General features: G+C 72.0%; 11 protein-coding genes. 5 read left to right on the top strand and 6 right to left on the bottom strand.

The features are described from left to right. Positions 1 to 17 precede the first annotated feature (17 nt). A complete protein-coding gene (locus ACZ5WG_RS30575) occupies positions 18 to 1,466 on the top strand; it encodes a hypothetical protein (RefSeq protein WP_468727443.1) in 1,449 nt (482 codons plus the stop codon). 86 nt (positions 1,467 to 1,552) lie between these two features. Here the strand turns inward: ACZ5WG_RS30575 and erpA are convergent, their stop codons facing one another. Then, positions 1,553 to 1,909 (bottom strand): iron-sulfur cluster insertion protein ErpA, encoded by a 357-nt coding sequence (gene erpA, locus ACZ5WG_RS30570; protein WP_008738845.1) that lies wholly within the window; start codon positions 1,907 to 1,909, stop codon positions 1,553 to 1,555. Positions 1,910 to 2,215: 306 nt separating this feature from the next. Here erpA and nadA point away from each other — a divergent pair, with 306 nt between their 5' ends. Further along, positions 2,216 to 3,403 (top strand): quinolinate synthase NadA, encoded by a 1,188-nt coding sequence (nadA, locus tag ACZ5WG_RS30565; protein WP_468727441.1) that lies wholly within the window; start codon positions 2,216 to 2,218, stop codon positions 3,401 to 3,403. A 104-nt stretch (positions 3,404 to 3,507) separates the two neighbouring features. Here the strand turns inward: nadA and ACZ5WG_RS30560 are convergent, their stop codons facing one another. The 3 genes from ACZ5WG_RS30560 to ACZ5WG_RS30550 form a co-directional block, all read right to left on the bottom strand. After that, positions 3,508 to 6,651 carry an efflux RND transporter permease subunit gene (locus ACZ5WG_RS30560; protein ID WP_468727440.1) on the bottom strand — a complete coding sequence of 1,048 codons (3,144 nt, stop codon included), beginning with the start codon at positions 6,649 to 6,651 and terminating at the stop codon, positions 3,508 to 3,510. A 167-nt stretch (positions 6,652 to 6,818) separates the two neighbouring features. Further along, positions 6,819 to 7,520 (bottom strand): response regulator, encoded by a 702-nt coding sequence (locus tag ACZ5WG_RS30555; RefSeq protein ID WP_468727438.1) that lies wholly within the window; start codon positions 7,518 to 7,520, stop codon positions 6,819 to 6,821. Between the two features lie 83 nt (positions 7,521 to 7,603). Beyond that, positions 7,604 to 8,437 (bottom strand): adenosylcobinamide-GDP ribazoletransferase, encoded by an 834-nt coding sequence (locus ACZ5WG_RS30550; RefSeq protein ID WP_468727437.1) that lies wholly within the window; start codon positions 8,435 to 8,437, stop codon positions 7,604 to 7,606. An 87-nt stretch (positions 8,438 to 8,524) separates the two neighbouring features. Between ACZ5WG_RS30550 and ACZ5WG_RS30545 the strand changes: the two genes are divergently transcribed. Continuing rightward, entirely contained in the window at positions 8,525 to 9,304 is a 780-nt protein-coding gene (locus tag ACZ5WG_RS30545) for a hypothetical protein (RefSeq protein WP_468727436.1), read from the top strand. Between the two features lie 116 nt (positions 9,305 to 9,420). Here the strand turns inward: ACZ5WG_RS30545 and pspAA are convergent, their stop codons facing one another. Next, complete coding sequence (gene pspAA / locus ACZ5WG_RS30540; RefSeq protein ID WP_468727434.1) at positions 9,421 to 9,699, bottom strand: PspA-associated protein PspAA; 279 nt, start codon at positions 9,697 to 9,699, stop codon at positions 9,421 to 9,423. Between the two features lie 13 nt (positions 9,700 to 9,712). After that, positions 9,713 to 10,507, bottom strand: coding sequence for a PspA/IM30 family protein (locus ACZ5WG_RS30535; RefSeq protein WP_468727433.1), 795 nt, complete (start codon positions 10,505 to 10,507; stop codon positions 9,713 to 9,715). Positions 10,508 to 10,829: 322 nt separating this feature from the next. Here ACZ5WG_RS30535 and ACZ5WG_RS30530 point away from each other — a divergent pair, with 322 nt between their 5' ends. Next, positions 10,830 to 11,438 carry a DUF3043 domain-containing protein gene (locus ACZ5WG_RS30530; RefSeq protein WP_468727432.1) on the top strand — a complete coding sequence of 203 codons (609 nt, stop codon included), beginning with the start codon at positions 10,830 to 10,832 and terminating at the stop codon, positions 11,436 to 11,438. Positions 11,439 to 11,503: 65 nt separating this feature from the next. Beyond that, the gene (locus tag ACZ5WG_RS30525; protein ID WP_468727430.1) at positions 11,504 to 12,247 is read left to right on the top strand and encodes a class I SAM-dependent methyltransferase; all 744 of its coding nucleotides are present in this window, start codon (positions 11,504 to 11,506) and stop codon (positions 12,245 to 12,247) included. Positions 12,248 to 12,281 lie beyond the last annotated feature (34 nt).

Genomic DNA, 12,281 nt, shown 5'->3' with positions numbered 1-12,281 from the left:
GGGCGAAGGAGCAAGCGGTGACCAGCGAACAACCCGACACATCACGCGGCACACGGCGGCGGCCGGCCTGGGCCATCGGCTCGATCGCGGCCGCCGTCCTGCTCGCCGGCGGTGGTACGGCGTACTGGGCGTCGACGGCGTACGGCGACGGTACGCCGGGCGGCCGTACGGGCGACAGCGCGGCCTCGGCGCCCCGCGTCGCGCCGAGCCCCTCGGGGCCGGGCATCGCCCCCGGTGAGCCGGATCCGCACGGCAGCGGGGTGACGTACCGGGCGGACATCGCCCTTCCCGAGGCTCCGGCGACCGCGCCGTCCTTCGCCGCGACCGGTGAGGTCGCCTCGGAGGAGGTGGCCCGGCTCGCGACGGCCCTCGGCATCCCGGGCACCCCGAGGCTGAGCGGCGACGTCTGGCAGGCCGGGGAGAGCGCGGACGGCGCCGGACCCCGGCTCACGGTGAGCCGCAAGGCGCCCGGCACCTGGAACTTCTCCCGCTTCCAGGGGACCGGCGGCGCCGGCGACGACTGCAAGCGCGGCAAGGACACCTGCGGCCCGGCCACCCTCCCCCAGGGCGCCCAGGAGGCGGACGGCGCGGGCGGCAAGGGCGGTGCACCGGTGAGCGAGGAGGCCGCGAAGACCGCCGCCGCCCCGGTGCTCGCCGCCCTCGGCCAGGGCGGGGCCAAGCTGGACGCCCGGCTCGTCCAGGGCGCAGTCCGCGTGGTCAACGCCGACCCGGTGATCGACGGGCTGCCCACGCAGGGCTGGTCCACGAAGGTCAGCGTGGGCGCGGACTCCCAGGTGGTGGCGGGCAGCGGCGAGCTGAAGGCGCCCGTGCGCGCCGCCGATCAGCCGGTGGTCGGGGCCGTCGAGGCGCTGGCCCGGCTGAACCGGTCCTCGGCCGGGACGGGCGGTACGGACCCGGGGCCGAGCGGCTGCGCGACCTCGGTCCCGCTGACCCCGGACACCCCGGTCGGGCCCTCGGACACGCCGCCCTGCAACCCGGAGCCGCGCCCGATGAAGCCGCCGCGGACCGAGACCGTGAAGGGAGCCGTGCTCGGGCTGGCCCCGGGGACCGTGGACGGCGCGCGCGGCCTGGTGCCGGCCTGGCTGTTCGAGGTGGCGGGCAGCAACGGCGGGCCCGGGCGGACGGTGGTCCAGCCGGCCGGTGAGAACGGCTCCACCGCGCCCTCGGCCCCCAAGGGCGGCCGGACCGTGCCGGGGTTCTCGTACAAGGAGGCCGACCGGAAGCTGACCGTGAACTTCTGGGGCGGGGTGTGCAGCACCTATGCCCTGGAGGCGCGGGAGGAGGCCGGGTCGGTCATGGTGAAGATCACAGACACCCCGAACGAGCCGGGCCGGGCCTGCATCATGCTCGCCCAGGAGATGACGGTGTCGACGACCCTCCAGCAGCCGCTCGGCGAGCGCAAGGTGGTGGACGTGACCTCGGGCAAGCCGCTCCCCCGGCAGTAGCCCGTACGCGAAAGGCCCCCGGCGCCTCTCGGTGCCGGGGGCCTTTCCTCGTACAGGCTCTTTCCGGGCTCAGCCGGACGACGGGCCTAGCTGAACGAGTCGCCGCAGGCGCAGGAGCCGGTGGCGTTGGGGTTGTCGATCGTGAAGCCCTGCTTCTCGATGGTGTCGACGAAGTCGATCGAGGCACCGTGCAGGTACGGGGAGCTCATCCGGTCCGTGACGACCTTCACGCCGTCGAAGTCCTTGACGACGTCACCGTCGAGGGAGCGCTCGTCGAAGAAGAGCTGGTAGCGCAGGCCGGAGCAGCCGCCGGGCTGGACGGCGACGCGAAGCGCCAGGTCTTCGCGGCCTTCCTGCTCCAGCAGGGTCCTGACCTTCTCGGCGGCGGCGTCGGACAGGAGGATGCCGTCGCTCACAGTGGTCTTGTCGTCCTGTACGGACATCTGCATTCACTCCCGAAGTGGGCGGCTCCCCGCCGGAAGCAGGGAAACGTCGGACTCTTGCCGTCGATGGCAACGAGCGGGGTCGCGGATTCATTCCGGACCCGACGCATGTCTTAGACATTCATGCTCGCACACCGTCGTGGGCGGCCGGCCCCGACGGACCGAGTGCTTCGTCTCAGGGGAATTCGTCACATCGACACTATCGGCATCGTCAAAGTGACGTGAAGCGGCTATGATAGATAGCGTCAAATAGACGAGAAGTCGAAGCTCTGCTTCAGAAGTTCCCCTTGTCGCAGAACAGAAAGGGTGCGTGTCGTGACCACCGCCCAGCCTTTGGACGTCCAGCCGACGCCCCTTGCCCTGCTGCTGCTCGGCCGTGAGGCCGACCCGAAGAGCGAGCGCGGGGTGGAGTGCCCCGGCGACCTGCCCTCGCCGTCGGACCCGGACCTGGTCGCGCGCGCCCGCGCGGCCAAGGAGAAGCTCGGGGACAAGGTCTTCATCCTCGGCCACCACTACCAGCGTGACGAGGTGATCGAGTTCGCCGACGTCACCGGCGACTCCTTCAAGCTGGCCAAGGACGCGGCCGCCAAGCCGGAGGCCGAGTACATCGTCTTCTGCGGCGTGCACTTCATGGCCGAGTCCGCGGACATCCTGACCTCGGACGACCAGAAGGTCGTCCTGCCCGACCTCGCGGCCGGCTGCTCGATGGCCGACATGGCCACCGCCGAGCAGGTCGCCGAGTGCTGGGACGTGCTCACCGAGGCGGGCGTGGCGGGCGCGACGGTCCCCGTCTCGTACATGAACTCCTCCGCCGACATCAAGGCGTTCACCGGCAAGCACGGCGGCACGATCTGCACGTCGTCGAATGCGAAGAAGGCCCTGGAGTGGGCCTTCGAGCAGGGCGAGAAGGTGCTCTTCCTCCCGGACCAGCACCTGGGCCGCAACACCGCCGTCCGCGACATGGGCATGTCCCTGGACGACTGCGTGCTCTACAACCCGCACAAGCCGAACGGCGGCCTGACCGCCGAGCAGCTGCGCAACGCCAAGATGATCCTGTGGCGCGGCCACTGCTCGGTGCACGGCCGGTTCTCGGTCGACTCGGTCAACGACGTGCGCGCCCGCATCCCCGGCGTCAACGTCCTCGTCCACCCCGAGTGCAAGCACGAGGTCGTGGCGGCCGCGGACTACGTCGGCTCGACCGAGTACATCATCAAGGCGCTGGAGGCGGCCCCGGCCGGCTCGAAGTGGGCCATCGGCACCGAGCTGAACCTCGTCCGCCGTCTGGCGAATCGATTCGCCGCGCAGGACAAGGAGGTCGTCTTCCTCGACAAGACGGTCTGCTTCTGCTCGACGATGAACCGCATCGACCTCCCCCACCTGGTGTGGACCCTGGAGTCCCTGGCCGAGGGCACCCTGGTGAACCAGATCCGGGTCGACAAGGAGACGGAGAGCTTCGCGAAGCTCGCCCTGGAACGCATGCTCGCGCTCCCGTAGCCGTACCGCCCGTACTGCCCGTACCGCCCGTACGCCCGCAGTACGCCCGAAGGGCCGCCCCCTCGATCGAGGGGGCGGCCCTTCGGCGTCCGCCGGACCGTGCGTCAGACCGTGACGGGGGACTCCTCGTCCGAGGACTCGTCCGGGGACGGGACCACCGTCAGGCGGGCCGTGCGCTTGGCCGCGCGCTTCGCGCGGCGGCGCTCCTTGCGGAGCTCGATCATCGTGTACAGCGTCGGCACCAGGAGCAGCGTCAGCAGGGTCGAGCTGACGAGGCCGCCGATCACCACGACCGCGAGCGGCTGCGAGATGAACCCGCCCTCGCCGGTGACGCCGAGCGCCATCGGGAGCAGCGCGAAGATCGTCGCGAGGGCCGTCATGAGGATGGGGCGCAGGCGGTGCCGGCCGCCCTCGATGACGGCTTCGACGACCCCGAGGCCCTGGGCGCGGTACTGGTTGACGAGGTCGATCAGGACGATCGCGTTGGTCACGACGATGCCGATGAGCATCAGCATGCCGATCATCGCCGGGACGCCCAGCGGGGTGCCGGTCAGGAGCAGCAGGCCGAGCGCGCCGGTCGCCGCGAACGGGATCGAGACCAGCAGGACCAGCGGCTGGATCAGCGAGCGGAACGTGGCCACGAGCAGCATGAACACGATCGCGATGGCCGCGAGCATGGCCAGGCCGAGGGAGGCGAAGGCCTCGCCCTGGTCCTCGGAGACGCCGCCGATGGTGGCCGTGGCCCCCTCGGGCAGGTCCAGTGCGCTGATCTTCGTCTGGAGCGCGGCGCCGATCGCGCCGGTGTTGTCGCCCACCGGCTTCGCGGTGACGGTGGCGGCGCGGGCGCCGTCGATCCGGGTCATCGAGACCGGGCCGGGGACCTCCTTGACCTCGGCGACGTCGCCGAGCCTGACCGGGCCGACGGGGAGCGCCTGCAGTTCGGCCAGGGTGGTGGCCGGCTGCGCGGACTTGATGACGATGTCCCGCTCGGTGTTGTCCAGTACGGCCTTGCCCGCCGGGTTGCCCCGTACGGCCTGGGCCACGATCGCGCCGAGGGCGGCCTGGTTCAAGCCCGCCTCGGCGGCCTTCGGGGTGGCGGTGACCGAGATCCGGGGCACGGACTGGGACAGGTCGCTCTGTACGTCGGTGACGTCGTCGAGCGTGGCCACCTCCGCCCGGACCTGCTCGGCCGCCTTGGCGAGGACGGCCGCGTCGCCCGCCTTGACGACCACGCTGAGGTTCTGGCTGCCGAAGCCGCCGCCCGCCGAGATGCTGGTGTCGCCGATGCCGTCGAGCTTGCCGAGCGCGTCCTCGATGCGCTTCTTGACGCCCTCGGAGTCGCCGGAGTCCTCCAGGGTGACCTGGTACGAGGCCTGGTTGGAGCCCGTACCGCCGCCGAAGGCGGCCAGGAAGCCGGAGGAGCCGACGGTGACCTGGTAGTCCTTGACTCCCTCGACCTCGGTCAGGGCCTTCTCGACGCGCCGGCTGGCGGCGTCGGAGGCGGCCAGCGAGGTGCCGGGGGGCAGCTGCTGCTTGACCGTCAGGACGCTCTGCTCGCCCTGGTCGAAGAAGTTGGTCTTCAGCAGCGGGGCCATCCCGAAGGTGGCGATGAGGACGACCACCGCCACGGCCAGGGTGGCGATCCGGCGGCGGGTGACCAGGCCCAGGGCCCGCACGTAGAACCGCTGGAGACGGCTCTTCGCCTCCTTCTCCTCGGCTTCGCGCCGCGCCTTCGTCGCGCTCTCGGCGTTCGCCGGGTCGACGCCCTTCGGCGCGCGCAGGAACCAGTACGAGAGCACCGGCACGACCGTCAGGGAGACGATCAGCGAGGCCAGCAGGGCGGCGGCGACGGTGAGGGAGAACGGGCCGAAGAACTCGCCGACCATGCCGCCGACGAACGCGATCGGCAGGAAGACGGCGACGGTGGTGAGCGTGGAGGAGGTGACCGCGCCGGCGACCTCCTTGACCGCGGCGATGATGGCGGCCTCGCGCTCCTCGCCGTAGCCGAGGTGGCGCTTGATGTTCTCCAGGACCACGATCGAGTCGTCCACGACGCGGCCGATGGCGATGGTGAGCGCGCCCAGGGTCAGCATGTTGAGCGACAGGTCGCGGGTCCACAGCACGATCAGCGCGAGGACCACGGACAGCGGGATGGAGACCGCGGTGACCAGCGTCGAGCGCAGCGAGGCCAGGAAGACCAGGATCACGATCACCGCGAAGAGCAGGCCGAGCAGGCCCTCGGTGGTGAGGCTGGAGATGGACTTGGCGACGGGCGGTCCCTGGTCGCTGACGACGGTCAGCTCGGCGCCGGCGCCGAGCGCGGTGCGCAGCTCGGGCAGCTTGTCCTGGACGGCGTCGGAGATCGCGACGGCGCTGCCGTCCTTGTCCATGGTGAGGACGAGGGCGAGGCTGGGCTTGCCGTTGGTACGGGTGAGGGAGACGGCCTTGGCGGGCTCCTGCTTGACGGTGGCGACGTCGGCCAGGCGCACGGCCGGCTTGCCGGGGCCGGCGCTCAGGCGCAGGTCCTCGAGCTGGGCGAGGGAGGTGTAGCCGCCGCCGACGCGGACGGTCCGGTTCTTGCCCGCCTCGTCGAAGGAACCGGCGGGGACGGTCGCGCCGCCCGCCTGGAGGCCCTGCGCGAGGGCGGCGCCGTCGAGGCCGGCCGCCGCGAGCTTGGCGTTGTCGGGGGTGACGGCGACCCGGAGGTCCTGGACCCCGTCGACGCTGACCTGGCCGACGCCCTCGATGTCCTCGAGGACGGGGACCACGGAGCGGTTCAGCTGGTCGGCGAGCGCCTGCTGGTCCTTGTCCGAGGTGACGGCGAGGACGACGGTCGGGATGTCGTCGGTGGAGCCGGCCACGACCTGCGGGTCCACCTCGGCGGGCAGCCGTACGCGGGCCCGGTTCACGGCCTGCTGGACGTCGGCGACGAGCTGCTTGGTGCCGCTGTCGCCGTAGTCGAACTTGGCCATGATGAGGGCGTTGCCCTCGCTGGCGGTGGAGGTGATGCCGGTGATGCCGTCGACGCCCTTGAGCGTGGCCTCGATCGGCTCGATGACCTGCTTCTCCACCACGTCGGGCGAGGCGCCCTGGTACGGCGCGAGCACGGACACCATCGGCAGTTCGATGGACGGCAGCAGCTGCTGCTTGAGCTGCGGGATGGCTATGGCGCCGAAGAGCAGTGCGGTGATCGACACGAGGCCGATCAGCGCTCTTTGGGCCAGGCTGAAGCGGGACAGCCAGGACATGGGTGTGGGATCTCTCTGCTGTGGCGTGCGCGGGGCTGGGCCTGAAGGCCGCGGGCCTTCAGCCTCCCGCACGCCGGGCGGTGCAGCGTCGCCCCCAGGTCCCGCGTCCTTATGTGGCGCATACCGCGTCCGCAGTACGCGGCCGTACTCCGCTTCCCCGAGGCCGCTCAGTCGGCCCGGGGCCGGACCAGTCCCGATTCGTAGGCGATGACCACCAATTGGGCCCGGTCGCGGGCGCCGAGCTTGGCCATGGCCCGGTTCACATGGGTCTTGACGGTGAGCGGGCTGACCTCGAGCCGGCGCGCGATCTCGTCGTTGGACAGGCCCGCGGCGACGTGGACGAGGACCTCGCGCTCCCGGACGGTCAGCGCGGCGAGCCGCTCGGCGTGCACGGCGGCGGGGCCGCCGGGGTCGGCGCCGCCGCCCTGGGCGAGGAAGGTGGCGATGAGCCCTTTGGTGGCGGCCGGGGACAGCAGGGCCTCCCCGGCGGCGGCGACGCGGATGGCGTTGAGCAGCTCCTCGGGCTCGGCGCCCTTGCCGAGGAACCCGGAGGCGCCGGCCCGCAGGGACTGGACGACGTACTCGTCGACCTCGAAGGTCGTCAGCATGACCACGCGGACGGCGGCGAGTTCGGGGTCCGCGCTGATCATGCGGGTAGCTGCGAGACCGTCGGTGCCCGGCATCCGGATGTCCATGAGCACCACGTCGGGCCGGGTCTGCCGGGCGAGCGCGCAGGCCTGGGCGCCGTCGGAGGCCTCGCCGACGACCTCCATGTCGGGCTCGGAGTCGACCAGCACCTTGAAGGCGCTGCGGAGCAGGGCCTGGTCGTCGGCGAGCAGCACCCTGATGGTCGTCGGCGTCTCTTCCACGCCCGAACCCTACGTGTTCCCCTCCCGCGGGCGGGTCCCGCGGGGGCCTGCGGAGCCTGCGGAGCCTGCGGAACCTGCGGAGGTCAGCCCAGGGCCAGGACGACCAGGGCCGTCGTCGCGGAGACCTCGGCGAGGGCTCCGAACACGTCGCCCGTGACCCCGTCGAAGCGGCGTACGCACCGGCGGAGCAGGACCTCCGCCGCCGCCAGGGCGGCGAGGACCGCGCCCGCGTACTGGACGGGCGACAGCGGGCCCAGCGGCAGGGCGACGGCCGCGGCCGCGGTCACCACCAGCGCGGCGATCACCGCGGCCGAGCCCCGCGGGACCACGCCGGCGACCGCCGCCCCCAGCCCCTCGGGGCGGGCCGGCGGTACGCCGTCACGGGAGGCCAGGGTCATGGCCAGCCGGGCGGTGACGGCGGCGAGGACCGTCGCGAGGGCCCCGCGGACCCAGCTGTCGGCGTACAGGTCCGACAGGGCCCCGACCTGGACGAGCAGCACGAGCAGCAGCGCCACGACCCCGAAGGGGCCGATGTCGGACTGCTTCATGATGCGCAGCGCCGCCTCGGCCGGCTTGGCGCTGCCCAGTCCGTCGGCGGTGTCGGCGAGGCCGTCGAGGTGCAGCCCCCGGGTCAGGGCGGCCGGTACGGCGACGGTGACGGCCGCCGCGAGCAGCGGGCCGCCGCCCAGGATCAGCAGCAGCGCCCCCGGCACGGCCGCGAGCAGGCCCACGACGAGGCCGGCGAGCGGTGCGCAGGCCATGCCGGTGCGGGCCGCGGGCCGGTCCCAGCGGGTGATGCGGGCGGGCAGCACGGTGAGCGTGCCGAACGCGAAGCGCACGCCGTCGCGCAGCGAGGCGCGCTCCGCGGGGGGCGTCAGGGGCGACGCGGGGGGTGGGTCGTCGAACGAATCTTTCATCGGCGCGAACGCTACCCGCTCATCGGGGGCGGTAAATTGCCCCATACGGGAAAATTGGGGAGCTGCCCACAACAGGGAGCCGGCGGTATGGGTCACTGGTGGTACCGGAACATCGTCGAACCGGGGAAGCTCCCGCTGCTCCTCGCCCTGCTCTCGTTCGTCACGTCGTTCCTCGTCACCCGCGTGATCACCCGGCTGATCCGGGCCGGGCGGGGGCCGTTCAAGAACATCACCCCGGGCGGCGTGCACATCCACCACGTGGTGCCCGGCGTCGTCCTCGTGATCATCGGCGGGTTCGGGGCCGTCGGCAGCGGCCGGTACGGCTTCGGCGCGCTGCTCTCGGCCGTCATCTTCGGGCTGGGCGCCGGCCTGGTGCTGGACGAGTTCGCGCTGATCCTGCACCTCGACGACGTCTACTGGAGCGAACGGGGCCGCAAGAGCGTCGAGATCGTGGTCCTGACGGCCGCGCTGGTGGCGCTGGTGCTGGGCGGGTTCCTGCCGTTCGGCGTCAACGACCTGACCGCCGAGGAGCGGCAGAGCCGCGGGCTCATCATCATGAACACCGCCACCAACTTCTTCCTGGCCCTGATCGCCCTGTGGAAGGGCAAGGCGCGCACCGCGCTCTTCGGCACGGTCATCCCCTTCGTGGCGCTGATCGGGGCGGTCCGGCTGGCCCGGCCCGGCTCCCCGTACGCGAAGAGGTTCTACGCGAAACGCCCGCGGGCCCGCGCCAAGGCCAATCTGCGCGCGTTCCACCACGACCGGCGCTGGGCGGCCCCGCGCCGCAGGTTCGAGAACTTCATCGGCGGGACCCCGGATCCGGAGCGGGCGGCGGTCTCGAAGCCGACGAAGCCCACGAAGCACTGACGGACACCCCGTACGGCCCGCAACGCAGCGGCGCCCGGCCCGCCCCGGGAAGGGGGCCGGCCGGGCGCCTGCACGTCAGTGTCCGTATCCGTGTCCGTGTCCTGCTGCCGGGGGGCTCAGCCCGGGATCAGGCCGTCGTCGCTGAGCATCTCCCTGACCTCGTCGAGCGAGGCGTCCTGCTCGGGCAGGATCAGCTCGGACGGCTCCAGCGCATCGTCCGGCAGCGGATCGCCGAGCCGCCGTACGGCCTCGAGCAGCGCGCCCAGCGTGCGCCGGAAGCCCTCCTCGTCACCGCTCTCCATCTCCGCGAGCAGGTCGTCGTCCAGCTTGTTCAGTTCGGTGAAGTGGCTGTCGGCCACCCGCACCTGGCCTTCCCCCATGATGCGGACAATCATGACGGGCCCCGTCCTACTGCTTGTCGAACCGGTGCTGGGTCTGCGGCTGCTGGGCGTTGCCCGGGGTGCCGCCCTCGATGGCCTGCTGCTGCGCCGACGGGCCGCCCGCCAGTTCGGCCTTCATCCGCTGCAGCTCCAGCTCCACGTCCGTACCGCCGGAGAGGCGGTCGAGCTCGGCCTGGATGTCGTCCTTGGAGCCGAGGCCGCTCTGGTCGTCGAGGGCGCCGGAGGCCAGCAGCTCGTCGATCGCGCCGGCGCGGGCCTGCAGCTGGGCGGTCTTGTCCTCGGCGCGCTGGATGGCCAGGCCGACGTCGCTCATCTCCTCGGAGATGCCGGAGAAGGACTCCGCGATCCGGGTCTGCGCCTGCGCCGCCGTGTACGTCGCCTTGATGGTCTCCTTCTTCGTACGGAAGGCGTCCACCTTGGCCTGCAGGCGCTGCGCGGCGAGGGTCAGCTTCTCCTCCTCGCCCTGCAGGGTCTGGTGCTGCACCTCCAGGTCGCTGACCTGCTGCTGCAGCGAGGCACGCCGGGACAGCGCCTCGCGGGCCAGGTCCTCGCGGCCCAGGGCGAGAGCCTTGCGGCCCTGGTCCTCGAGCTTGGCGGACTGGCCCTGGAGCTGGTTCAGCTGCAGCTCCAGGCGCTTGCGGGAGGTCGCCACGTCGGCGACGCCGCGGCGCACCTTCTGAAGCAGCTCCAGCTGCTTCTGGTACGAGTAGTCGAGGGTCTCGCGCGGGTCCTCGGCCCGGTCCAGGGCCTTGTTCGCCTTCGCGCGGAAGATCATCCCCATACGCTTCATGACACCGCTCATGGGCTTCGCGCGCCCCCTTCTGACGGACTTCGCTCCAGGTCACCAGCCATGGCGATCACCCCGGCCTGCCGGGCCGACCACCATCAGAACCCACAGTACGGGCCCTGTCTCCATTACCGCACTGTTCGTGTACGGATGCGCTCCTCCTCCAGGACGACTCCGCCCCCGCCCTTGTCAGGCGTAGGGAGTAGGTGCTCCCCCGACGGGTGCCGGAGGGTCCGGGGAGGCCCGGCCCGCAGGACGAACCCTGCACAGGGAAGACGCCCGCCGTTGCCGGATCGTTCCCCGCCGGGGTGGGGTACCCGCCCGCAACCACGTAGGCTTGGGTTTTGTGTTTGGTAGCCGTTCCTCCAAGGAAGAGAAGGCCGCAGCCACCGACAAGGTGACCGCCGACCTCTCGCAGCCCCGTGACCCGCAGGCCCCGAAGGGCCGCCCGACGCCGAAGCGTGCTGTGGCCCAGTCGCAGCGCAAGGCCGTGGTGGCCTCGACCGGCAATCGCAAGGAGGACGCCAAGCGTGCCCGTGAGCGCCGCCGGGTGGAGATGGCCAAGCAGCGCGAGGCGCTGGCCAGTGGCGACGAGCGCTATCTGCCCGCCCGCGACAAGGGCCCCGTCCGCAGGTTCGTCCGCGACTTCGTGGACTCCCGCTTCTCCGTCGCCGAAATGTTCCTACCGCTGGCAGTGATCATCCTGGTGCTGAGCATGGTGCGGGTGCCGTCGATCCAGAACATCGCGCTGCTGCTGTGGCTGGGCGTGATCGCCCTGATCATCGTCGACTCCGTCGCCATGGGCTTCCGCATGCGCAAGGCCCTCGCCGAGCGCTTCCCCGACGAGCCGCGCCGCGGCGCCATCGCGTACGGCCTGATGCGCACCCTCCAGATGCGCCGGCTGCGCCTGCCGAAGCCGCAGGTCAAGCGCGGGGAACGGCCCTGAGCGGAGGGAAGCCCGGAGCGTCGGGAGACGGCTTCGCGGGGGGCGCCAGGCTGTGGCTCGAGGGCTTGGGCGGACTGCGCAACGCCGTCCGCCAGGAACTCGTGGGCCGACAGGTCGACGAACAGATCGCGCACCGCTTCCCGGTCGGGCAGCGGCTGCGCGTCCTGGACGTCGGCATGGGCCAGGGCACCCAGGCGCTGCGTCTCGCCCGCGCCGGGCACAAGGTGACCGGACTGGAGCAGGACCCGGCGATGCTCGTCGTCGCGCAGGAGGCGCTGGCGGCCGAGCCCGCCGGGATCCAGGACCGGGTCCGGCTCATGGAGGGCGACGGCCGCGAGACCGGCGCGCACTTCCTGCCGGGCAGCTTCGACGTGGTGCTGTGCCACGGCGTGCTGATGTACGTGCCCGAGCCGGACGCGATGCTCGCCGGGCTCGCCCGGATGCTGGCGCCCGGCGGACTGCTGTCCCTGCTGGTGCGCAACGGCGACGCCCTCGCGATGCGGCCCGGACTGGACGCCGACTGGCCGGCCGCTCTGGCCGCCTTCGACACCGTCGACTACACGAACCGGCTGGGCCTGGACGTACGGGCCGACCGGCTGGCCGGGCTCACGGCCACGCTGTCCGGGATCGGCGCACCGCTGCAGGCCTGGTACGGCGTACGCGTCTTCACCGACGGGACCGAGGCCGGCGAGGAACTTCCCCCGGACGAGGAGCTGGAGCGGCTGCTGGCCGCCGAGGACCGCGCCGGGAGGACCGACCCGTACCGCGGGGTCGCGGCGCTGCTGCACCTGTGCGGCGTACGGGGCTGACCCGCCCCGGCAGAACATCCGGAGAGGCCCGGAC

Source organism: Streptomyces sp. NPDC032745 (assembly GCF_055579465.1).
Note: the sequence above shows the minus strand (reverse complement) of the source record. Positions and strands in the feature narration are given on the sequence as shown.